This window comes from Pectobacterium fontis (assembly GCF_000803215.1).
Lineage (GTDB): Bacteria > Pseudomonadota > Gammaproteobacteria > Enterobacterales > Enterobacteriaceae > Pectobacterium > Pectobacterium fontis.
This window is the reverse complement of record NZ_JSXC01000002.1, coordinates 142,659-166,734: the sequence shown is the minus strand read 5'-3', so window position 1 is coordinate 166,734 and position 24,076 is coordinate 142,659. Positions and strand designations below refer to the sequence as shown.

Sequence of the window (24,076 nt, the reverse complement as noted above, 5' to 3'; positions counted from 1 at the left end):
AATAGGTTTGCGTTAAGTCGAGATAAAATATTTTCTTAACCAATAATTTTATGATTCTTTGGCACAGTTTATGGCCGCGCATCGAGTTATGTGCATTTTTCGTACAGATAACGATCGAGCATCACGGCCACAGCGTAATGGTGAAAATATGGCGTTCTGATATTGACAGGTGTTGTCTCCATGGTGAGCTAAGCGCACGTTTTGACTATGTATCATTACACGATGGTGCTGTGCGGTTATAGTGCTGTTGAAGCGAAGGATGTATACTTTTCCTTATAGGGGCAACCTTTCGTTTGGAATGAAGCGAGAGGGTTGCAGGGAACTGCGGTCGCCTGTTGCTGTCTATCGCTTGCCGTGTACTTGTGATTGTTTTGCAACATTGGCGTGGGTTTTTATCATTCGTTTTGTCAAGGTGAAACATGAACCACTACTCTTTTTCCTCTTTGATTCGGGCTTTCATCCCGCTTTCTCTGGTTATCGTTTCCGCTGCCTGGCAGCCTGCCGCTCTGGCAGATACACGCCATATCATTGTCGACTCCGGCGACAGCGCGCTGTCGAAAGAAGCGGCGCGTCAAAGCAAAGAGCAATGGGATTCAACACGTTCACTGCGTAATAAAGTGAATAACCGCGTTGAGAAAGAGTTCGATAAAACTGAAAAAGCGATTGATGGACGCGAAAAATGTAACGCCAGCTTTAACGTCAATGCTTACTGGGAAAGCACGACCGATCGCTGTCTCGATCGCCGTACTGGTCGTCCGGTTACCCCCTGATTTTTCACCCACGCCTTCCGGCGTGGGTTTCCCCTTTCGCTTCGTGTTACGGCCAGGCCCCTGTGTGTAAGGTGTTTTGGGTCATCATTGATGGCCTGATACCTCTGCTTTTTCGCGTTATTTTCATCGTTTGATATACTCAAAGAGACTTTTTTCAGAGAAAAGGATCAAAAGATGAAAAAAACCGTCATGTTGGGTGCCGCGTTATTCCTGATTGCTCCGCTAGCTGCAATGGCATCTTGCGAGAGCGTGAAAGCGGATATTGCCCAGAAAATCATCGCTAATGGCGTGCCGGAATCTGGTTTCACGCTGGATATTGTACCGAACGATCAAGTGAATCAGGCCGGTGGTCAGGTGGTTGGTCACTGCGAGAATGATTCACACAAGATTGTTTATACCCGTCATGCCGATGGCGACGTCAGTACTGAAAATGCGCCGCCAACAACACCACAGTAACCTTGCTCTGGATATTCAAAAGGCGCTTTCGCGCCTTTTCTTTTGCCGTTATTTTTGTCCGGTTTCAGCCTGTCCCGGTCGCTGGTTCGCGGGGATCATTCTGGCGGAAAACAGAGTGATCCCCGCGATGAGTGCGGAAACGATAAATACACCATGGATGGATGAGGCAATTTGCGATGACAGCGTATCGAGCTGGTTTATGCTCAGGAGGATACGTTTGGCCGGATCCATGAGTGTCTGGAGCGGATCGCTCACTTCCGGCAATCGCCAGTGCAGATTGATATTCAGCGTAGCGCCAAGGATTGCCGTTCCCAGCGCGGAACCGAGCATTCGGGTAAACATGGCGGAGGCTGTCGCAATGCCACGAATGGAGTAGTCCACCGAGTTTTGTATCGATACCAGAAAGGTAGTGCTGCTCAACCCCATGCCAGAACCGATCAAAAATGCCGCTAGCCGCGCCCATACCAGGTTGCTATCTGGCTGAATAGTTAATAGCGTCAGGCTACCGATAATCAGAACAATACCGCCACACATCGCCGTAAATCGGTAAGAGGTCCACAGCATTAACCGCCCGCTGAGTGTACTAGCCAGCGGCCAGCCAATCGACATCATCGCTAGTATGCTGCCTGCTTCCAGTGGCGTTCTACCCATCACGCCCTGAATGAATGTCGGTAAAAAAGCACTCACGCCCATCATCGCCGCCCCGACAACTAATCCGCCGAGATTGCCAGCGATAATGACGCGATTGCGCCACAGCACCAGTGGAAACAATGGCTCTGGCGTGCGCTTTTCCTGACGAACCAGCAGGATGCTACCCACCACAGAGATTGCAAGCAACGGAATCACCCAATAGCCGAACACCTCAGCCTGTAGCAGCGCCATCAGCAAACAGGCCACGGACACAATCAGATAAAAGGCGCCCACCCAATCCAGTTGATGTTGGCGCACAGTATTAATGGTGGGGAGATAACGAGCCAACAGGAAGATGGAGAATAACCCTATCGGCACATTGACCCAGAATATCAATGCCCAGTTAAAATGTTGTACGATAAACGCCCCAAGCAGTGGGCCAACGATAGCGGAAACTCCCCACACGCTGGACAAATACCCCTGTATTTTCGGGCGTTCGGTCGAGCTATAGACGTCGGCAACAATAGTGAAGGCAATCGGCGTAATTGCACCTGCGCCCAGCCCCTGCAACGTTCGGAAGACAATGAGCCAGCCCATTTGTGTTGAGAATCCGCACAAAATTGACCCCAGCAGGAACACCATCATACCGAAGAAGAAAATCTTTTTGCGGCCATAGAGATCGGCCAACCGGCCATAAATCGGAATACTGATCGACTGCGTGAGCAGATAGCCAGCGAATACCCAGCCTAATAGGGAGAATCCACCTAAATCCGCGATAATCGTGGGCAACGCCGTCGCCACAATCGTCACTTCAATCGCCGCTGTAAACATAGCTAACATGCAGGCAATTAAAATCCAGTGGCGGTGTGCAACAGGCGTCTTATTCCGGTTATTCTTTGTTTTCATTATATATTTCAGGATAAGAAGAAAAACTAACAGTGAGTATAACAGGTGGCGGAGCGGAGAAAATTTATTCCCGCAGTAAGGCGGGAATAGAAGAGAAAAAAGTTAGTAGCTGACCGCAGAAAGATCGATGTAAGACGAGAGATCCCGTTGCTCGGCTCGAGGCAAATAAGGCAGTTCACCCAGTTGCGGTGCCGGAATTTTTTTCCGCAGGACGTTAATAATTTCCGCATAATTCGCCAACCCAGGATTAATACGGTTAGCGACCCAGCCAACCAGCGGCAGACCATCGTTGATGATGGCCTGCGCCGTCAGCAGAGCATGATTGAGACACCCTAGTTTGATCCCGACAACCAACACGACAGGCAGTTGTTCCTGCACCACCCATTCGGAATAAGGGCGCAAATCGTTCATGACGGTTCGCCATCCCCCAGTGCCTTCAACCACTACGATATCGGCCACTTCGCTCATATGGCGCAGGCCTTGAGTCATCGTGCAATAATCAATGGTTCCTTCACTGGCACTGATTTCATCTTCTCGCAGTGCGATAGGGTTAACCATGTTATAAGGCAGTTCCGGCGTGGAGGCCGCCTGTAGCAATAGTGCATCTTTATTACGTAAACCTGCTTCTGTCTCTTCGCACCCTTTCGCTATCGGTTTGTAGCCTGCAACCGATTTGCCTGCCAGCGCCAGTTTTTGCAGTAGCGCCTTGGATACCACTGTTTTGCCAACGGCGGTATCAGTACCAGTGACAAAAATACGTTTCAACATGGGATAACTCCAGACCACCTAAATACAACAAAACAAGCACAGCCAAAATGCTTTCCAGACGTGAAAGTTTAGGCTATGCCTCATTCGGGCGGTTTGCGTTAGCGCAATGTTTTGTTGCTCTACGCCTTTAGGTTACCCTTGCAGCAGTTTAACCAGCAGCGAGCCATTGTAGAGCGCGTCTTTTACCAGTGCTGCGCCGGGCATCGTACCCTGATTGTAGAACTGAGTCGCTTCCACCTGGATATTGTGGCTATAAGGTGGAAATGATTGTTGTTGAATGCAGCCTAAAATAGCGGGATGTAAAATGCTGGCTGCTTTATTCAGGGGGGACCCCACCAGAATTTTATCGGGGTTGAAGAGGTTCACCATGATGGCGACAATGCGCCCCACGTTGTTACCCACATCGTTAATGATATCTTTGGCTAACTGATCGCCATTGAGCGCAGCATTACACAGATTCTCCACGCTAAGCGGTGAACCGTGCAGCAGTGAGCTCATGGAGGAATTCATACGCTGCTGCGCCAGTTCCAGCATGTTTTCTATGCTAGCGACCGTTTCCAAACAGCCGTGATTGCCGCAATAGCAGCGTTTGCCATAAGGATCGACCTGCGTGTGCCCGATTTCGACCAGGTTTCGGCTCCCTGCATGCAGAATACGTCCACCGGTAATCACGCCTGCGCCGACATTATGGTCGATGACAACCTGAATCACATTTTGGCAATCGCGCGATGCGCCGTAGAGCGCTTCGGCCATCGTCCATGCGCAGATATCGTGCTGCAAATACACTGGTAATCCGGTTCGTTGTTCCAGTGCCGGGCCAATCGCCATTTCCTCAACACTGTAAAACGGCATCCGATGAATAACGCCTTTGCTGGCATCAACGATGCCGGGAGCGGTAATCGCGATGGCGGTTAATCGCTCCAGCCGTTTTTGATGACGAATAAAAAACTGATCGATTTCATTCAGGATGCGATCGATCAGCGGCTTTGCGGCGTCTGCGGGAAGCGGAACATCTTCTTCTACAACCAGCTTACTGCTGAGATCGCGTAGCGCCAGTGACATACAATTGTGGCTGATGCGTGCGGAAAGATAGTGCCAGGCTTCTGTATCCAGAATCAGGCCAATAGCGGGACGCCCCCTGCTACCCACATCTTGGTATTCAGTTTCCTGTACCAGATGGGCCTCCAGCAGTTCGCGAACGATTTTGGTAATACTGGCTGGCGCGAGTTGAGCGCGCTTTGACAGTTCGATACGTGATATCGGGCCGTACTTATCGATCAGCCGATACACTGCACCGGCATTCATTTGTTTGATTTGATCGATGTGTCCTGGTTGACCGTCGGCAATCACAAACCTGGCTCCTACGTATTCGCATTATTGCTGGTACTACTGTTAAAAAATTTATCTTTATTATCGCGGCATGACTATTTTTCACGCTGCAAAATAAAAAAACTGTGGTTATGGTGGGGCTTTTCACTAAAGCCGTCAAATATTTGATTCGTTATGTGATTTAGTGCGCATATTTAAACTAAAATCCGTCCAGCATTAGCGACATCAGCATAGTAGCAGACGCACTTTGAGGACGATGCCGCGCCGTAACCAGCCAAACTTCCGTTGTGGCGTCCTCTTCTTTCAGCAGCAAATATTTCACACCATCGACCCGAATACGCAAGAACGATGCAGGTAAAATGGACACGCCTAACCCTGCGGAGACTAGCCCGACGATAGTCATTGCCTCGCCTACCTCCTGCGTAATGTAGGGGCTGATGCCATAGCGTTTCAACAACGTCAGCGTATCGTCATACAGTGCGGTGCCAACTGCACGGGAGAAGAAAACAAATGGTTCGTGCGCCAACTGTGTGATGTGGATTGTTTGGCCTTCCGCCTGCTGTGCGAGAGGATGAGACTCCTGTACTACAGCAATCAACGGTTCACGCAATAGCAATTGATGATGCAACGCTTCCGGTAATGGATTGTTGCGCATAATGCCAATATCGAGCTTACCGTTCAGCAACGGTTCAATTTGTTGCTTGGTGTTCAGCTCTATCATTTGAATATGCACTTCCGGGTAAGTTTGGCGAAAACGAAGCAGACTACTGGAGATCTTTTTGATAAACGGCGCAGATGACGTGAAGCCGATCGTTAATTCTCCAATTTCTCCGCGCTGAATGCGGGATGCTCGCTCCGCTGCCTGATCAACCTGGCTGATAATCGACCAGGCTTCTTTCAGGAACATGGCTCCCGCTGGCGTAAGCTGAACATTACGGTTGTTACGCGCCAAGAGTTTCGCGCCCACCTGTTCTTCCAGAATTTGGATCTGTTGGCTCAGTGGCGGCTGTGAAATGCGCAATTTTTCTGCTGCTCGACCGAAATGTAACTCTTCGGCAACCGCAATAAAATAGCGAAGGTGACGGAGTTCGATATTCATACTTTAAACATATCAATCATGATTATTAATATATTATACAAAATAATATCACGCTTCTATGATCGCCCTATTGCTGTTTTACGTCTGATTTATCTTTTCCGATAAGGAATGATTGTGAGTAACCTGCCATCTTCAGTACCAAAGGACTGGCCTATTTCTACGGCTGACGGTGCGGATGATATTGATCTGAAATTTTCGGGCAAAACGCCCTATATCACGCGCGGTACGTCGCAATTTATGCGCGTCACGCTGGCGCTGTTTTCTGCCGGATTAGCAACGTTCGCCTTACTGTACTGTGTACAGCCGTTGTTGCCTGTACTATCTCAGGATTTCGGCATTTCCCCCGCCACCAGTAGCCTGTCGCTTTCCGTATCAACGACGATGCTGGCTTTTGGGCTACTGTTCACCGGCCCGCTCTCCGATACCATTGGTCGTAAGAATGTGATGGTTGTGTCGCTAATGCTGGCTGCGATCTGCACTATCATTTGCGCATTTATGACCAGTTGGAATGCTGTGCTAATCATGCGGGCGATGGTCGGCCTGTCGCTAAGCGGCGTTGCGGCTGTCGCGATGAGTTATCTGAGTGAAGAAATCCATCCCAGCGTGTTAGCCTTTTCGATGGGGTTATATATCAGCGGTAACTCGATTGGCGGTATGAGCGGACGTCTGGTCAGCGGAGTGTTGACCGACTATTTTCCTTGGCGGGTTGCTATCGGTACGATCGGTGTACTCGCGCTTGTTGCAGCGATAACATTCTGGCGTATTTTGCCCGAATCACGACATTTTCGCCCCGGTTCACTACGGCCAAAAACGCTGTTGCTGAACAGCAAATTACACTGGCGCGATGCGGGCTTGCCGCTGTTGTTTCTTGAGGGCTTTTTGCTAATGGGGGCGTTCGTTACGCTGTTTAACTACATTGGGTATCGGCTAGTCGCTCCACCATATTTACTTAATCAGGCGGTGGTTGGCTTACTTTCCGTGGTTTATCTCACCGGAAGTTACAGTTCACCAAAGGCCGGCGCATTAACGGCCCGCTACGGACGCGGCTCGGTGTTGAGCATTGCGATCCTTCTGATGTTGACAGGGCTGGGAATGACAGCACTGAGCCCGTTGATCGCGATATTTGGCGGGATGATGCTCTTTACCGCGGGTTTCTTCGCCGCCCATTCGGTGGCTAGTAGTTGGATTGGCCAGCGGGCGCGGCGCGCGAAAGGTCAGGCGTCATCAATGTATCTCTTTTCTTACTATCTGGGGTCGAGTCTTGCCGGCACATTAGGGGGATTTTTCTGGCATTCATTTGGCTGGATGGGGATTAGCGTGTTTCTGGCTGCTCTCTTACTCCTTGCGCTAATAGTCAGTCAGATATTAAAACATCGGCTTTAACCGCTTTTCTTACAGGAGTTTACCTGACCAAGGTAAACTCCACGTTATTCCCTCTCACTGTTGCAATATGCTCCTTCAATCCTGCTGAAAAGAGGATAATCACGGTTGCTGATGTTGTCATTTATGTGTATAAAAACAGGTATGTTGTAACTAAATTAGGTTTAATTATGAATCGTTACACACTAATCGATCGCATGAATGCCTGTTTTCGCACGCTAGAAACCCATCTCGCCCTCATGCAGCAACAGTTTTCCACGTATCGATTGCTGGCTGGCCGCGTGTATTCCCTACCCAACGTGGAAAAAGGCACGGAGCATGATCCTATTGAGCACATCGCCGTCACTCAGTACTTAGGCCAAGAGGCGTGTGATAAAGGACTCGCGCATTTTCAGCGTTTGTTCATCCATCACTATCCAGAAACGCTCAGCAGCAAAAGTGCCATTCGCTTGCCTGGCGCACTCTGTTTTTCGGTAAATGCCACTCAATATCAACAGGCATACACGCTCATTACGGAAATTAATGCGCTGAAAAAAGAACTGGAACAGATAATTACCGTCGAATCAGGATTGGCGCCGGAACAGCGCTTTGAGTTCGTCCATACACATTTGAAAGGGTTGATTACGCTCAGCGCTTATCGTTCGTTGACGCTCATAACGAATCCGGCGTCCGTCCGGTTTGGCTGGGCGAATAAACACCTCATCAAAAATATGACGCGTGGAGAATTGTTAGAGAAACTGAGCAACAGCCTGAATGCCGCAAAGCACGCGACGCCTTACACCAAAGCACAGTGGATCGAGCATGTAGAACAGGAGATGAACGCCGTATTGTCGCTGCCGGAAGACGCGATATTGAAGATCAAACGTCCCGTCAAAGTGCAACCTATTGCGCGCGTGTGGTATCCCGAACAGCAAAAACAGGTGCAACATCCCTGCCCGTCTCCTCTGCTTGTGCTTTGTCAGCAGGGATCCGGTGGCGATGTCCCAATAATTGGCGAACTTAATCCTTATGACGCCAATAACATCAAGCATAAACACAAACCCAAAGCGGCTGAGCTTCGTCTGCTCATTCCCCGTTTGCACCTATATACCGATGCACCGGAATAAAAAAGAAAAAGCCTGCTGATAAACACCAGCAGGCTACACGGTGACGACTCCATTACCGGGTTGTTACTTTTTCAGGCTACCAACCATGTCTTCTGGTCGAACCCACTCATCAAACTGCGCGTCAGTCAGGTAGTTCAGTTTGAGCGCAGCCGCCTTCAGCGTCAGCCCTTCTTTGTGCGCTTTTTTGGCAATTTCTGCCGCTTTGTCATAGCCGATATGGGTATTGAGCGCGGTCACCAGCATCAGCGATTCATTCAGTAACTGATTGATACGCTCGCGATTCGGTTCGATGCCCACCGCACAGTGTTCATCGAAGCTCTTCATGCCATCAGCCAGCAGGCGAACCGATTGCAGGAAGTTATGAATCACCATAGGACGGTACACGTTCAGTTCAAAATTCCCAGATGCCCCACCGATATTCACCGCCACATCATTGCCCATCACCTGACAACACAGCATTGTCAGCGCTTCGCACTGGGTCGGGTTTACCTTGCCCGGCATGATGGAACTGCCCGGCTCGTTTTCGGGAATACTCAGCTCACCGATGCCACAACGCGGGCCGGATGCCAGCCAGCGAACATCATTGGCGATCTTCATTAATGATGCAGCCAGTCCTTTCAAGGCACCGTGGCCATGAACCAGCGCATCACAGGTTGCCAGCGCTTCGAATTTATTCGGCGAGGTCACAAACGGCTGACCGGTCAGTTTCGCCAGTTCCGCCGCCACGCGCACCGCATATTCAGGATGGGTGTTTAACCCCGTTCCGACAGCCGTCCCGCCCAATGCCAGTTCGCAAATGTGCGGGACGCTGTTTTCAATGTGCTTAAGATTGTGCTGCAATATTGCGGCCCAGCCGGAAATTTCCTGCCCCAGCGTCAGCGGCGTGGCATCCTGTAAATGCGTACGGCCGATCTTGACGATACCCTTAAACTGCTCAGCCTTTGACGCCAGCGTGGCATGTAGGGCTTTCAATTCAGGAATCAGGTGTTCGTTGATCGCGACCACGGCGGCAACATGCATCGCCGTCGGGAAAACGTCGTTAGAACTTTGACTTTTGTTGACATCATCATTGGGGTGGACCAGCCGATTGTTGCCCCGCTCTCCCCCCAGCAGTTCACTGGCGCGGTTAGCCAACACTTCGTTCATATTCATATTGCTTTGCGTGCCAGATCCCGTCTGCCAGATTGCTAACGGGAATTCCCCGGCATGCTCGCCAGCCAACACTTCATCCGCCGCCTGAATAATCGCATTCCCCCGGTCGGCAGGCAGAAGCGTGAGATCCATGTTGACGCGAGCCGCCGCACGCTTGGTTTGCGCCAGCGCATAAATCAGGGCGCGTGGCATTTTCTCTTCAGAAATACGGAAATGTTCCAGTGAGCGCTGTGTTTGTGCGCCCCATAAACGTTCAGCAGGAACATCAATAGGTCCCATTGAGTCTTTTTCACTACGCGTCGTGCTCATTATCTTTCCTCCTTAAAACATCTATTCAAATGTAGAAGACATCAAATCACATCGCAGGGCCTATTCTGATAACACTCACTGGCCTATACACTTATTGGTCTACTAACACTGTCTGGTATCACGCTACATAAAACATTACCATGAAGCAAAGAAGATGCAGTGTATTCATAATCGCCCCATTAATTAACAACTAGCATCACAAAAATTAACAATTAATGTACTAGCAGGGAGCCAACATGCAAAAAATGCTCAATTGCGTCCAGCACTACGCCTGGGGTAGCAAACACGCCTTAACTGAGCTATATGACATTGATAACCCTAACGATTTACCAATGGCCGAATTGTGGATGGGTGCCCATCCTAAAAGCAGTTCGTCAATTATTGATGAACAAGGCAACACGCGTAGCCTGCGTGAGGTTATCGCAGAAGACACAACAACGCATCTTGGTGCAACGATCGCGCAGCGTTTTGGTGAATTGCCTTTTCTTTTTAAGGTACTCTGCGCAGAGCAACCCCTTTCCATTCAGGTTCATCCTAGTAAATCGTCGGCAGAACAAGGGTTTGAGAAAGAGAATGCCGCCGGCATCGCGTTGGATGCGGCGAACAGAAATTACAAAGATGCTAATCACAAGCCGGAATTGGTTTATGCATTAACGCCTTTCCAGGCGATGAACGGGTTTCGAGAATTATCTGAAATTGTGCATCTGCTGGAACCCGTTGCCAGTGCGCACCCATCAATCACCGCGTTTTTACAGCAGCCCGACGCGAAGAACCTCGCCATGCTATTCACCAACCTACTTAGCATGGAAGGCGAGCAAAAATCACGCGCGATCGGCGTGTTAAAGGCCGCGCTAAACAGCCAGAACGACGAGCCTTGGGCGACCATCCGCGCGATAACACAATACTATTCCGATGACAGCGGGTTGTTCTCCCCGCTACTGCTGAACGTGATTACGCTTCAGCCGGGCGAAGCCATGTTCCTGTTCGCTCAAACGCCGCATGCTTATCTGAAAGGCGTTGCACTGGAAGTGATGGCGAACTCAGATAACGTGCTGCGTGCGGGCCTAACGCCGAAATACATTGATATTCCAGAGCTACTGGAAAATGTGGTGTTTGAAGCCAAACCCGCAAACCAATTACTGACCGCGCCACACCGACAGGGTAACGAACTCAGCTTCCCTATTCCTGTTGATGATTTTGCTTTTTCACTGCACGAACTGAGCCAGCGTCCACAAACGCTCAGTCAAAACAGTGCTGCGATTGTATTTTGCGTTGACGGTCATGCCGTCCTGCAAAAAAATGAGCAGCGACTCTCGCTAAAACCAGGGGAATCCTGCTTTATTTCCGCCAGTGAATCACCGATAACGGTTGAGGGACTGGGGCGTCTCGCTCGCGTATTTAACCGATAATTCGTTCCATAGGCTGTGGTTAATCGAAGAAAATTACCTGCGTTTCGCGTTGAAAACGCGCATTTTTTTACTAAAGGATGAATAAAAATGAAGAAGTCGTTAGTCGCCGTAGGCGTTATTGTTGCTCTGGGTGCAGTCTGGACAGGCGCCTCCTGGTACACCGGCAAACAGTTAGCGCAGCAGATTGATGGTTTTACCGATACACTGAATACTCAGCTCAAACAAGCCTACCCGAATGCAGGATTGAAAGTGGTCTATCGGGATTATCAGGGTGGCGTTTTCAGCAGTACTTTGGCCTATGTGCTGCAAGCAGAAGGCGCGGTAGGCACGGCAGAAGGCACACGGATCCTGGCACCCGGTGAGGAGATTGTCTTCAACGAAACCGTGTCTCACGGGCCATTCCCGCTGGCGCAGCTCAAAAAATTCAATCTCGTACCGACGATGGCTTCTATCCATACCGAGTTAGCCAACACGCCAGCGGTTAAAGCCTGGTTTGAACTGACGAAAGATAAACCATTCTTTACGTCCGAAACACGCGTCGCTTACAGTGGAGATACGCAGTCACTCGTTACGTTGGCTCCCATCGACCATCAGTCGCCAGAACAGAAATTCTCGTTCAGCGGCGCGGAAGCGTTGGTGGATATCGGGCACGATCTGCGCAGCAGCAAGCTGGACACCACCATCAGTAGCGTGAAGATGGAAAGAAAAAATGCCTGGGGCCAGACCGAGAACGTTGATGTCAGCGATTTCACCATCAAAGGAACCAATCAAAAAGGCAAATTCGATCTTGATTTAGGCGATGGTGCCCTGTCCTTTAAAACGATGAAGTTTACCGTAGAAGGTGGCGAGCCGGTTACACTGAACGACTTCTCTTTGCAAAGCAGCGCAACGGAAGATGATAAGAATCTGGCGGGCAAAATGACCGTGACATTGGGATCCTTAATCATCGGCGACCGTAATCTCGGCTCAGGTAACGTGAACATGTCGATTTCACAACTTGACGGCGCAGGGACTAAGCAGTTCCTCACCGCCTATCAGGAAAGAGTGAAGAAACTGTTGCAGGATCCGACCCATGTCGATCCCGATGCTTACCAGCATGACGTCGCCATGTCTGTACTGCAATACCTGCCACAGTTGCTGAAAGGCAACCCGAGCATTGCAATTTCCCCGATCAGTTGGAAAAACAGCAAGGGTGAAGGTACATTCACGCTGGCGCTGGATTTAACCGATCCGGTGCAGAGCACAGATAAAGCGAGCGATTCGACTTTATCGGATGAAGAAAAGATCATTCGTCAATCGGTCAAAAAACTCGATGCCAAACTCAATCTTCCGCTGGATATGCTGACGGAATTGATGGTGCTGAGTTCCCCCAAAACGGCCAATGCAGAAGAACAAAAGCAGTTGGAAAATATGGCGAAACAGCAGGTTAATATGATGGCCGAGATGGGCCAGGCAAACCAGTTGAGCGTCACAAAAGACAACGCGATTACCAGTTCGCTGCACTATGCTGATGGTCAAATTGACTTTAATGGCAACAAAATTTCTCTGGCTGAGTTCATCTCCCCTTATTTTTCTGTTCCAACGGAAGAAGGTGAAGAATCTCAGCCAGGTGCGCAGGAAGAACCCGTCACACCACCGCCCGCGCAATAAGCCGACACTCGGCAATATTACGGACTAAAACACACGGTGGCCGCCTTTGCAGTCACCGTTTTTTTGCCCTAGCCCCGTTTGATTTTACGATCACCCCTACCAGCACGGGCGATTAACAATAAAAAGAGATAACGGGTTGTTTTGCTCAAAGATTATGCAAAGCGACGGTATTTCTGCGGTAACAATTAGCTATTTACCTCGATTTCTTTTTATACTTTGTCGTACGAAAACAGTAACCAGACAATAACACTATGATTGATTTACTCCTGCCATTGACGGATATCCACCGCCATTTGGATGGCAACATCCGCGCCCAGAGTATTCTGGAGCTAGGACACCAGTACAATATAGCGTTACCTGCCAGCGATCTTGAAACGCTCCGCCCTTATGTTCAGGTCACCAAAAACGAGCCTGATTTAGTGAGCTTTCTACAAAAACTCGACTGGGGTGTGTCCGTGCTTGGCTCGCTGGATGCCTGTCGCCGCGTGGCGTACGAAAATGTTGAAGATGCGGTGAAGGCCGGGCTGGATTACGCCGAACTGCGTTTCTCCCCTTATTACATGGCAATGAATCATAAGCTTCCGATTGCTGGTGTGGTTGAAGCGGTGATCGACGGTATTACCGCAGGTTGCCGTGATTTTGATACCGACATTCGCCTGATAGGCATCATGAGCCGGACATTCGGTAGCGAAGCCTGCCAACAAGAATTGGATGCACTCTTGTCCCAACGTGACCGTATCGTCGCGATCGATCTGGCTGGTGATGAACTGGGGCAGCCTGGTGCGCTATTTACGTCTCATTTCCGCCAGGCTCGCGATGCCGGTTGGCGCATCACCGTTCATGCTGGTGAAGCAGCCGGACCGGAAAGTATCTGGCAGGCAATTAACCATCTGGGTGCCGAGCGCATCGGACACGGAGTGACCGCGATTATCGATCCGCGCCTGATGGCGCATATGGCAGAGCATGGGATTGGTATTGAATCCTGCCTGACATCTAACATCCAAACCAGTACGGTGGAATCACTGGATAAACATCCGCTGCTTCACTTCCTGCGTTATGGAATCCCCGCCACCATCAATACGGATGATCCTGCGGTTCAAGGTATAGAGATCCGTCACGAATATAACGTTGCTGCACCGCTGGCGGGTCTTACGGCGGTAGAAACCCGTCAAGCGCAGGAAAATGGCCTGACGATTGCGTTTCTCAGCGAGCAGGAAAAGCAGCAGTTGCGTGAAAAAGTGCTGCGTAAGCGCGGTACAGCCTGATACAGATGCCCTTTCCCCGGTAACAACACACCAAAAACGGCTAACTTCTGTTAGCCGTTTGTCGTATTTATGACAGATAAATGAGATAAATCAGCCGTTCGGGTTCGCTGAGGAATGGTGCGTGGTGATCAGCCACTGTTTGCCGTTCCAGGCGTACGTGTAGGTGTAACGTGCCTTAGCCTGGCTACCATCCCCGAATGTGAAAGTGTATGTGCCGGTATCAACGGCTTTGTTACAGCCGATGCGGATCGTGCGGGTATCAATCTTGCCAACCGGTTTTTTCTCCAAGAAGTGCTCAAAGTAGTCGACACGCTCTGCATCAGTGGTACGGGGTTGATCGGATAATGTTGGTAGCAATACCGCGTCTGGGGCATAGTTTTTTGCCACCTGCTTCGCATCACCGGTTTGAAGCGATGCGTTCCAACGGTCAAATAACGACGCAATCTCTTTTTGATTGGTTTTCACACATTCCATATGCTGAGCAGCCTGCACAGATGCGGAAGCCAACGTCCCTAACATTGCTAAAGTTAACACCGTTTTTTTTAACATATATCCTCGATCTCAATAATTATCATCAACTGTATCCTGCTCTATCGACAATGCATCTTGATGAGCCACCGTTGTTATAACGTAACAGACCGAAAAAGTAATAATTTTATGTAACTATCACTGTAATAGATTATTTCTTGTATTTCTCAGGAGTTACAAATAACACAATCAGGGAGAGCGAAATAACAACGCCCTCGGCCTATGTAAGACCAAGGGCGTTATGCATGATGAGAGAATCGCTTATTAACGAGACGTCTCTTGCTCTTTTTTTATCCGTTTCGCATAACGTTGCGCCAATGCGGCGCACACCATCAACTGGATTTGATGGAAGATCATCAGCGGCAGCACCATCGCCCCGACAGCGGCGGCAGGGAACAGCACGTTTGCCATTGGGATCCCATTCGCCAGGCTCTTCTTCGAACCACAAAAGACAATAGTAATTTCATCGGCGGTGTTAAAGCCCAGTTTACGGGCAACCAGCGTATTCACCACCAGCACAATCGCCAACAGGACCAGTGAGCAACCGACCACAGCCAGTAACGACCAAACGTTGATCTGTCCCCAAATCCCCTGTACGACCGCCTCACTAAAGGCGACATACACCACCAGAAGAATAGATGACCGGTCAGTAATATTGATCAATTTACGGTGACGTTCGACCCACTTGGCGATCAACGGGCGAGACAAATGGCCAATCACGAAAGGCACCATTAATTGCATGATGATGGAACCAATAGCATGCAGCGTGTCCGTTTCTCCTCCCTGTGTGTGCATCAGCAAACCAACCAGAATCGGCGAGAGAAACACGCCCAGAATGCTGGATGCAGAAGCACTACAAATTGCCGCCGCCACGTTACCGCCCGCCATTGAGGTATAGGCAATCGCCGATTGCACCGTCGCCGGGAGCGCACACAGATAGAGGAAGCCAAGATACAACGTTGGCGTCAGCACTACTGGCGACAGCAGGCTCATGCCGATTCCCAGCAAGGGGAATAGGAGAAATGTGCTGGCAAATACCACCAGATGCAAACGCCAGTGCCCCATACCTGCGGTAATCGCTTCACGCGATAGTTTCGCACCGTGCATAAAGAACAACAGAGCAATCGCTGCCGTTGTCAGGTTTTCAAAAAAAACCTTCGCGATACCTTGAGCAGGCAGAACCGATGCTGTTACCACAACCAAAACCAGAACCAATAAAAATTTATCAATACGTAACCGTTGCAACCACCCCATGTTTAACACCCTTCCCCTCGTTTGTGATCAACCCAATAAAACCCTAACAATACGGGCGATCCTAAGACCGCCCAAAATCATCGATAAATTTATTTACATACTGAAAATAATTTTCAACAAACCGTTAACTATCTGGGATAAGGTGCGGTAAATCTAGCTATTTTTCAGCGTAACCGCTTTTTTCTGCTCATGGGAAAGCAGCCCCAGCTCAATCAGCTCCATAACCTGAATCGCCTGATGCACACTGACGGGGTTTTCTCCCTTACCAAGCAGCGCATCGCGTATGGCGGCATAGTAAGCCGGATAGTTACCGGGTATCGTTGCGATCGTTTGTTCTGCCGTGATGCCATCATGAGATAGCGTCAGCACACCATCGCGCTTATCCTGTCCCCAATCAGCCAGCGGCGGGCGCTCACCCGCTTTCAGACGGTCTTCCTGTGGGTCGAGTCCGTATTTGACAAAACTGCCGCGCGTGCCATGTACGGTATAACGCGCAGACGTCGCGGCCACCAGCATACTGGCGTGCAGTACCACCCGACGCTGCGGGTAAATCAGCGTCGCATGGAAATAATCCGTTGCCTTACTCCCTGGTCTTAGTTGTGCCATATCTACCTGAATCGCGACAGGCAAGCCAAATAGCTCCAGAGCCTGATCCAGCAGATGAGGGCCAAGATCGTACCAAATCCCACTGCCAACGCTACCGTCCTCACGCCAGCGCTGACGAACTTCGGGGCGAAAACGATCGAAATGCGATTCCATGTATACCACATTCCCTAACGTTCCTGCCGACAGTAGCTGCTTTAGTGTCAAAAAGTCGCTATCCCAACGGCGGTTATGGAAAACGGAGAGGATTTTTTCGGCACGTTCGGCAATTGCCCCTAGTTCATGAGCTTGTGACAACGTCACCGTGAAGGGTTTATCGACGACAACATGCTTGCCCGCTTCCAGCGCCTGTTTCGCCAGCGGAAAATGTGTGTCATTGGGGGTCGGAATAACAATGAGGTCAATATCGTGAGCGTTAAATAACGCCTGAGGGTCTTTCTCTACCCGCAGACTTGCCCAATCCGCATGTACTTTTTCAGCACTACTGCTGGACACCGCCACCAGCTCCATACCTGCCGTACCGGCAATCAACGGCGCATGGAATGTCTTACTGGCATAGCCGTAACCCAGCAGCCCAACACGAACAGTCTCACTCATGACGATTCCCCTTAACTGATTTAACGTTGTGATTTCTCACTCAGTATATACCCGCTATCCGCCGGAGTGCAGAGAGGGATAACCGTCAGGGGAATCTGGCGTTAGCCGCTTACGGCATTGGGCATCCGCTCTTCCCATGCCACAGGCAGCGTTTTGGCAGCCGGATAATTGATTTCACTGCTGCGACGGCGAAAATCACTGGGGCTGACGCCGACCCGCTTACGGAATACGCGCGAGAAATAGAGCTGATCGTCATACCCTACCACGCGGCCAATGTTGGCGATGGATTCCTGCGTCGTTTGCAATAACAGTTTGGCACGGATCACGCGCTGATCTTCACGCCAGCGCAGGATATTAATCCCTACCTGCTCGCGGAACAGATGCGCCAGCCGCGACGGCGATAAACAAACATGCCGCGCCACTTCGTCAATACGCAGTTCACCCGCCAGATTACTGGTAATAAACTGGCAGGCTTCTATCACACGCGGATCCATGATCTTCTGCGGGCTCTGCGGATCTTCTTCCATCGCCCTGAGCAACAGACGTTCTAGCAGATTCATCCCTAACTCTTCTGAAAAGCGCCGACCGGAACGCTGCGTCTGCTCGATATTGGCAAACAGCCTGTCGAACTCCAGCAGCAGTTGGTTATTCGGCAGGCTCATGCGGCCAATACCGCTGCTTTGGGTATGCCATTCCAGCCAGTCGGCCCAATAAGCGCGGGGACGAAAATAAACCCAGCGATGATACCAACAGTCGCTGCTTGGTGAACGGCCATAAAAATGTTTCGATTTCGGTGGGAACAACAGCAAATCGCCGGGATTACAGAAAAAGGCTTCATCCCCCTCAAAGACCTGTCCCTGTCCCTTCATGGTGAGATTAATGATGTAGCCTTTCATCCCATCGGGACGATCGATAAAGAAGTCAAGCGGCCCTTCTGCCAGAATCGGCGTCAAGCCGGCCACAAGGTAAGCGTTGAACGAATACCCCGGCAGCAGCGGATTCGGCTGAGATTCATGCGCCATACGGTGATACATCGAGCCTCCGGTACACGCTAATCAAATGAGAGAAAGCGGCAGGCATCGATCACCTACCGCGCAAACCGTTATACCGTTTTCTTCGCGAGCTGTTTGTAGCGGTCAAAGATAACCGCGGCCAGCAGAATCAGACCACGCACCACATACTGGGCAAACGGAGAAATATTCAGCAGGTTCATCGCGTTCTCTACTGTCCCCAAAATCAGCACCCCGGCCACCACGTAGGAGATTTTACCGATCCCACCTTTCAGGGATACCCCACCCAGCACACAGGCAGAAATGACAATCAACTCGTAACCGAGAGACGTCATCGGTTGGCCGCTGGTCATACGCGAGGCCAGAATGATCCCCGCCGCGGCAGATACCAGACCGGATAAGGCGAAAATGATAATCTTGGTACGCACGACGGGAACACCCGCCAGACGCGCCGCCTCTTCATTGCCGCCAATCGCCAGCGTATTGCGGCCAAAGGTAGTTTTATTCAGCAGCAGGCCAAACACAATCATGCAGCCAATGGTGATCCAAATGGGCGCAGGTAAGCCCAGCCAGTTGGCATAGCCCAGTTCAAAGAAACGCTCATCTTCAATCCCTACCGCTTTACCATCGGAGATGATGTATGCCAGGCCGCGCGCGATCTGCATGGTCGCGAGTGTGGTGATCAACGCATTAATCTTCAAACGGGCAATCACGAAACCGTTGAGCAACCCGAACGCCACACCCAGCAGCAAGCCGGCACTGACGCCAATCCACAGGCTTTCACTGATATTGATCACCACCGCCGTCGCGACACCAGCACAGGCGATGATCGAGGCCACCGACAGGTCAAAATCGCCAGACGCCAGACAGAACAGCATCCCGCAAGCCACCATACCAGACATGGAGATCGCCAGCCCTAACCCTTTCATATTGATAAACGTGGCAAAATTTGGGACGAAAATGGCGCAGCCGAGGAACAGCACAGCAAAAACCACCAACATGCCATAGTTATCCCAAACACGGGATAATCCCGTACCGCTGTTCTTCTTTTCTGAGGTTGCAGACGTAACCGTTGACATTATTTTGCTCCTTCGCGGTCAGGCAACCGCAGATTCGATATCGGGGGTTCGTAACATCGCCAGACTAAGCACGTTCTGCTCTGTGGCATCGGCATGCAGCAGTTCACCGGAGACGGCGCCTTCCCGCATGACAATGATCCGGTCGGCCAGTCCCAACACTTCGGGTAAATCGCTGGAGGCAAATAGCACCGCGATCCCCTGATTCGCCAGTTCATAGATGACATGATAAATTTCGTGCTTCGCACCGACATCAATGCCGCGCGTCGGCTCATCGAGCAAAATGACCTTCATCTCTTCGGACAGCCAGCGGCCAAGAATGGCTTTCTGCTGGTTGCCCCCGGAAAGGTTCATAATCAGTTGCTCATCGGACGGCGTTTTGATGTTCAATGCGTCAATACGCTGTGCGGCGTTATCCGCTTCCCACTGATTATTAATAATAAAACCGGCTTTCAGGCTCTTACGTCTCGCGCTGATATTGATGTTGTCACGCACCGAATGCACTGGAATGATGCCGTCTGCTTTACGATCTTCCGGGCAGAGCATCACCCCCTGACGAATCGCATCAATGGGAGAATTCACCACCAGCGGTTGACCATCCAACAGCACCTGACCACCGGTGATTTTGGTCGCGCCAAATAGCCCTTTCATGAGTTCACTACGGCCCGCCCCGACCAGACCAAATAGCCCGACAATTTCCCCCTGCTTTACATTCAGGGAAATCGTAGATTTCACACCCGGCGCGTTGACGTCTTTCAGCGTCAAACGCTCTGCACCGTGTGGACGCGGCGCATAACCATAGATATCGCCCAGATTACGCCCGACCATCGCCTGAACCAGCGACGCATGGTTCACCTCCTGCATATCGTCAAACGTGCGCACGTAGCGGCCATCTTTAAACACGGTAATAGCATCACTCAGCGCAAAAATTTCTTCCATCCGGTGCGAAACGTACAAAATGACCCGGCCTTCGCTACGCAATTCTTTAATCACACGGAAAAGCTGCTCGATTTCACGGGCAGAGAGCGAACTGGTCGGTTCATCAAAAGCAATAATTTTGGCGTTACGCGCTAACGCCTTGGCGATTTCCACCATCTGCCATTGCCCGATAGACAGATATTTCAGCGGGGTATCAGGATCGATATCTAATCCCAGATGTTGTAACTGGAGCGTGGCTTCATAGCGCAGCAACGCGTAGTTCACCATGCCGTATTTATGCGGCAGTTGGCCCAGATAGATGTTCTCAGCGACCGTCATTTCCGGCACCAGATGCAGTTCCTGATAAATGATAGCCACGCCCGCATTCAGGGCATCCATCGTGTTAGTAAACTGCACGGATTTGCCCTGAATATGGATTTCGCCCGCAGACGGTGAATAGTTGCCGCTCAGAATCTTTAACAGCGTCGATTTGCCCGCCCCGTTTTCCCCCATCAATGCATGAATCTGGCCGGCATGGCAGGAAAAACTGATATCCGAAAGTGCCTTAACGCCGGGAAACGCTTTACCAATTCCATGAAACGACAAATAGGGTGACTGTGCTGCCATGTCTGTTTCCTCATCACGATGCAGGTAGCGCGGATAACCTCGATCAGCAAAGGAGCGAGATACCGAGGGCGACCACGGTGCGAGGCGTCCCTGCGACAACCTCATCACCGTGTTTCCCTCTAAAAACACGCTTAAGTGAACAACATTACGATTACATCAGGCCTTTCTTCTCCAGTTCGACCTTGAAGTTGTCACGCGTAATCAGCACCACATCGGTCACTTCGGTGAATTTTTGCGGTTCCACGCCTTTAGTGACCCAGTCATTCAGCATCTGAATACTCTTGTAGCCGTGGATATCGGGGCTAGGCAGCAGTGAGCCGAAGAACCCCGTCGCCTGACCTTTGGACAGTTCGCTCACCGCATCCACGCCGTAAATACCGATCCCAATCACGTTTGCAGCCTTAAACCCCTGACCTTCCGTTGCACGCACGCCACCCAGCACGGTATTGTCGTTCATGCCGACAATCAGCCAGTTTTTGACTTTCGGATGCTGCACCAGCATGGAGTTGGCGGCGTCAAACGCGCCGGGGATATCGTTAGATTTGGTGGGCACCTGATAGATCTGTTTTTCCGGGAAGCCCGCCGCCTTCAGCGCATCCATAGAGCCAGACGTACGGCGACGCGCGGTATCCAGTTCATTGGCAGTAATCGCCATCACGGCCGTTTCATCCACTTTCCAGCCGCGTTTCGTCATCTCTTTATACAGTTCTTGTCCCTGACGCTCGCCAATCTTGGTGGCCGCCATCATCACCAGCGGCACCGTATCCATCGGCTGGCCTTTCGCATTCACAAACTGATCGTCAACCGCGATCACTTTCAGATCGTAGCTGCGCGCTTTTGCTATAATGGCTGGCCCCAGTTTCGGATCGGGCGTACAAATAACAAAACCTTTTGCCCCGCTGGCTGCCAGGCTATCAATCGCGTTCAGGGTTTTTTCTCCGTCTGGAACCGCAATTTTTATCACATCAAATCCGAGGTCTTTTCCTGCTTTATCCGCAAATTTCCATTCGGTCTGGAACCAGGGTTCTTCCGGTTGTTTAACCAGAAATCCCAGCTTTAAGTTCTCTGCCATAGCTGATTGTGACATAACCGCAGCCAACCCAATTGCTGCCAGCGCCTTAGTGAATTTATGCATGATGTTCTCCGGGGTAATTATCTTTTCGTTCGCCAGCAACGCCGACACGCGTTCACGTTGTGGGTAAGGTATTTCCGGTCTGGATAAAGGAAAAACACGGACTTAGCGCAGTTCCTTTACTCAGTAGCATTCAGACGCTTTATGTTTTAGTCGTTATTTCCGGTCTGAATATAGAGCTTTATCACATCCCGGAACAATGACAGGTTTGTGCATACATTTAGCAATTTTAACCAATCATTAACCTTTGACGGGCTTCACAAAATGGCTGCGGGCGACAGAAAAATACATACTTCCAGCTAACCGCTCCTAACCGCCTCTCGTTGTCCCTGCCTATCGTAAACAGCATCGATCTGGGATTAATGAGGAGCAAAGCATGAGTGCGGGTGCTATTACGATAGGCCTCGACTTCGGCAGTGATTCGGTACGCGCCTTAGCCGTTGACTGCCAAAGCGGGCAAGAGCTGGAAACAGAAGTGGTCTACTACCCCCGCTGGCGTGAGGGTCACTATTGTCAGCCTGCCAACAACCAGTTCCGCCATCATCCGCTGGACTACATCGAATCGCTGGAACAGGCGATTAACGTGGTGGTTTCCCGCCTGACGAGCGAACAGCGGCAACACATCATCGCTATTGGTGTGGATTCAACCGGATCGACGCCCGCACCGATCGATGAACACGGTCAGATCCTCGCGCTGCGTCCCGAATTTGCCGACAATCCGAATGCGATGTTCGTGCTGTGGAAGGATCACACGGCAATAGAAGAAGCCGAAGCCATTAACGCGCTCTGCCGTAGCGGCCAATTTCCGGATTACACCCGCTATATCGGCGGCGTGTATTCATCAGAATGGTTTTGGGCCAAAATCCTGCATGTCACACGCGAAGATGCCGACGTGCGTCAGGCGGCTGTGTCCTGGATCGAACTGTGTGATTGGGTGCCCGCTCTGCTTTCTGGCACGCAGGCACCGGAGGATATCCGTCGGGGACGATGCAGCGCCGGACACAAATCTCTCTGGCACCCAAGTTGGGGCGGATTGCCGCCGCAAGATTTCTTACACGCGCTCGATCCCTGCCTGACCGAAAAATTACAGTATCCGCTATTTACCGACACCTGGACCGCCGAACAACCGGTCGGCACTATCACCGCCGAGTGGGCGCAACGGCTTGGTGTTCCTGACACGGTCATCCTCTCTGGCGGTGCGTTTGACTGCCATGTTGGCACCGTTGGGGCTGGCGCTCAGCCTTATACGCTGGTCAAAGTGATCGGCACGTCCACCTGCGACATTCTGATCGCCGATGATGCACGCATTGCCGATCGCACCATCGCCGGGATCTGTGGGCAGGTCGACGGCAGCGTCGTCCCCGGCTATATCGGTCTCGAAGCCGGACAGTCTGCTTTCGGTGACATGTACGCCTGGTTTGGACGGCTGTTGGGCTGGTCGTTACAGGAAGCGGCGCACGACTATGCCGAACAAGGTCATCCCGAACTCAAAACGTCGCTACAGGCGATGGAGGCCAAGCTACTGGAGCGGTTGACTCATCGCTGGGCGGAGAACCCGACTCTCGATCACCTGCCCATCGTGCTGGACTGGTTTAACGGCCGCAGAACGCCGTTCGCTAATCAGCGATTAAAAGGTGTGATTACCGATCTCAATCTGGGCACCGATGCCCCCACGCTATTCGGCGGTTTTATTGCTGCGACGGCCTTTGGCGCCCGCGCGATTATGGAATGCTTTGAAGATCAGGGCGTCCCCGTTGAGAACGTATTGGCGCTGGGCGGTATCGCGCGGAAATCCCCTGTCATCATGCAGGTGTGTACTGACGTGATGAATCGCCCGTTGCAGATCGTCGCCTCCGATCAGTGCTGTGCGCTCGGTGCGGCGATCTTTGCCGCCGTCGCCGCAGGTGTTCACAAGGATATTCCGACGGCACAACAGCACATGGCCAGTGGCGTAGAACGCACCTTAATACCAGACAGTCAGCGCGTCGCCCGCTACCAGCAGCTTTATGAACGCTATCAGCAGTGGTGCCGCCTCGCGGAACCTGCCTATAGCCCATCGTCTACGGCAAAAAACTAATTTTTATCCCTCTGGGGATCACGTT

General features: G+C 51.1%; 20 protein-coding genes. 8 read left to right on the top strand and 12 right to left on the bottom strand.

Going from position 1 to position 24,076, the window contains the following annotated elements; all coding sequences use genetic code 11:
* The first annotated feature begins 419 nt into the window (after positions 1-419).
* On the top strand, positions 420-770 hold the full coding sequence (locus OI69_RS01385) for a DUF1283 family protein (protein WP_039345078.1): 351 nt from the start codon (positions 420-422) through the stop codon (positions 768-770).
* A 174-nt stretch (positions 771-944) separates the two neighbouring features.
* The gene (locus tag OI69_RS01380) at positions 945-1,226 is read left to right on the top strand and encodes a DUF1161 domain-containing protein (RefSeq protein WP_039345076.1); all 282 of its coding nucleotides are present in this window, start codon (positions 945-947) and stop codon (positions 1,224-1,226) included.
* 48 nt (positions 1,227-1,274) lie between these two features.
* Here the strand turns inward: OI69_RS01380 and OI69_RS01375 are convergent, their stop codons facing one another.
* From OI69_RS01375 to OI69_RS01360, 4 genes are all read right to left on the bottom strand, one after another.
* Positions 1,275-2,762 (bottom strand): MDR family MFS transporter, encoded by a 1,488-nt coding sequence (locus OI69_RS01375; RefSeq protein ID WP_039345074.1) that lies wholly within the window; start codon positions 2,760-2,762, stop codon positions 1,275-1,277.
* A 102-nt stretch (positions 2,763-2,864) separates the two neighbouring features.
* Positions 2,865-3,530 carry a dethiobiotin synthase gene (gene bioD / locus OI69_RS01370; RefSeq protein ID WP_039345071.1) on the bottom strand — a complete coding sequence of 222 codons (666 nt, stop codon included), beginning with the start codon at positions 3,528-3,530 and terminating at the stop codon, positions 2,865-2,867.
* Positions 3,531-3,662: 132 nt separating this feature from the next.
* Complete coding sequence (gene mlc / locus OI69_RS01365) at positions 3,663-4,880, bottom strand: sugar metabolism global transcriptional regulator Mlc (protein WP_039345067.1); 1,218 nt, start codon at positions 4,878-4,880, stop codon at positions 3,663-3,665.
* Positions 4,881-5,058: 178 nt separating this feature from the next.
* The gene (locus tag OI69_RS01360; RefSeq protein ID WP_039345064.1) at positions 5,059-5,958 is read right to left on the bottom strand and encodes a LysR family transcriptional regulator; all 900 of its coding nucleotides are present in this window, start codon (positions 5,956-5,958) and stop codon (positions 5,059-5,061) included.
* A gap of 114 nt (positions 5,959-6,072) precedes the next feature.
* On the opposite strand from OI69_RS01360, the gene OI69_RS01355 reads away from it, so the two are divergent.
* Positions 6,073-7,341 (top strand): MFS transporter, encoded by a 1,269-nt coding sequence (locus OI69_RS01355; RefSeq protein WP_080752585.1) that lies wholly within the window; start codon positions 6,073-6,075, stop codon positions 7,339-7,341.
* A 167-nt stretch (positions 7,342-7,508) separates the two neighbouring features.
* Positions 7,509-8,444, top strand: coding sequence for a DNA replication terminus site-binding protein (gene tus / locus OI69_RS01350; RefSeq protein ID WP_039345057.1), 936 nt, complete (start codon positions 7,509-7,511; stop codon positions 8,442-8,444).
* 63 nt (positions 8,445-8,507) lie between these two features.
* Here the strand turns inward: tus and fumC are convergent, their stop codons facing one another.
* Positions 8,508-9,905 (bottom strand): class II fumarate hydratase, encoded by a 1,398-nt coding sequence (gene fumC / locus OI69_RS01345; protein WP_039345053.1) that lies wholly within the window; start codon positions 9,903-9,905, stop codon positions 8,508-8,510.
* 236 nt (positions 9,906-10,141) lie between these two features.
* Here fumC and manA point away from each other — a divergent pair, with 236 nt between their 5' ends.
* The 3 genes from manA (at position 10,142) to add (ending at position 14,229) form a co-directional block, all read left to right on the top strand.
* Positions 10,142-11,314 carry a mannose-6-phosphate isomerase gene (gene manA / locus OI69_RS01340; RefSeq protein WP_039345050.1) on the top strand — a complete coding sequence of 391 codons (1,173 nt, stop codon included), beginning with the start codon at positions 10,142-10,144 and terminating at the stop codon, positions 11,312-11,314.
* An 87-nt stretch (positions 11,315-11,401) separates the two neighbouring features.
* Entirely contained in the window at positions 11,402-12,964 is a 1,563-nt protein-coding gene (locus OI69_RS01335) for a YdgA family protein (protein ID WP_039345047.1), read from the top strand.
* 251 nt (positions 12,965-13,215) lie between these two features.
* Positions 13,216-14,229, top strand: coding sequence for an adenosine deaminase (gene add, locus OI69_RS01330; protein ID WP_039345044.1), 1,014 nt, complete (start codon positions 13,216-13,218; stop codon positions 14,227-14,229).
* Positions 14,230-14,319: 90 nt separating this feature from the next.
* Here the strand turns inward: add and OI69_RS01325 are convergent, their stop codons facing one another.
* The 7 genes from OI69_RS01325 to OI69_RS01295 form a co-directional block, all read right to left on the bottom strand.
* Positions 14,320-14,778 carry an SgcJ/EcaC family oxidoreductase gene (locus tag OI69_RS01325; RefSeq protein ID WP_039345041.1) on the bottom strand — a complete coding sequence of 153 codons (459 nt, stop codon included), beginning with the start codon at positions 14,776-14,778 and terminating at the stop codon, positions 14,320-14,322.
* 243 nt (positions 14,779-15,021) lie between these two features.
* Positions 15,022-16,011: a bile acid:sodium symporter family protein gene (locus OI69_RS01320; RefSeq protein WP_039345038.1), complete on the bottom strand. Its 990-nt coding sequence runs from the start codon at positions 16,009-16,011 to the stop codon at positions 15,022-15,024.
* A gap of 153 nt (positions 16,012-16,164) precedes the next feature.
* Positions 16,165-17,211 carry an oxidoreductase gene (locus tag OI69_RS01315; RefSeq protein WP_039345035.1) on the bottom strand — a complete coding sequence of 349 codons (1,047 nt, stop codon included), beginning with the start codon at positions 17,209-17,211 and terminating at the stop codon, positions 16,165-16,167.
* Between the two features lie 101 nt (positions 17,212-17,312).
* The gene (araC, locus tag OI69_RS01310) at positions 17,313-18,245 is read right to left on the bottom strand and encodes an arabinose operon transcriptional regulator AraC (RefSeq protein ID WP_039345032.1); all 933 of its coding nucleotides are present in this window, start codon (positions 18,243-18,245) and stop codon (positions 17,313-17,315) included.
* 68 nt (positions 18,246-18,313) lie between these two features.
* Positions 18,314-19,300, bottom strand: coding sequence for an L-arabinose ABC transporter permease AraH (araH, locus tag OI69_RS01305; protein ID WP_039345029.1), 987 nt, complete (start codon positions 19,298-19,300; stop codon positions 18,314-18,316).
* 18 nt (positions 19,301-19,318) lie between these two features.
* Positions 19,319-20,842, bottom strand: a complete 1,524-nt coding sequence (gene araG, locus OI69_RS01300) for an L-arabinose ABC transporter ATP-binding protein AraG (protein ID WP_039345026.1) — start codon at positions 20,840-20,842, stop codon at positions 19,319-19,321.
* A 151-nt stretch (positions 20,843-20,993) separates the two neighbouring features.
* The gene (locus tag OI69_RS01295; protein ID WP_039345023.1) at positions 20,994-21,977 is read right to left on the bottom strand and encodes an arabinose ABC transporter substrate-binding protein; all 984 of its coding nucleotides are present in this window, start codon (positions 21,975-21,977) and stop codon (positions 20,994-20,996) included.
* A 373-nt stretch (positions 21,978-22,350) separates the two neighbouring features.
* On the opposite strand from OI69_RS01295, the gene OI69_RS01290 reads away from it, so the two are divergent.
* Complete coding sequence (locus tag OI69_RS01290; RefSeq protein WP_039345019.1) at positions 22,351-24,051, top strand: ribulokinase; 1,701 nt, start codon at positions 22,351-22,353, stop codon at positions 24,049-24,051.
* Positions 24,052-24,076: the final 25 nt, after the last annotated feature.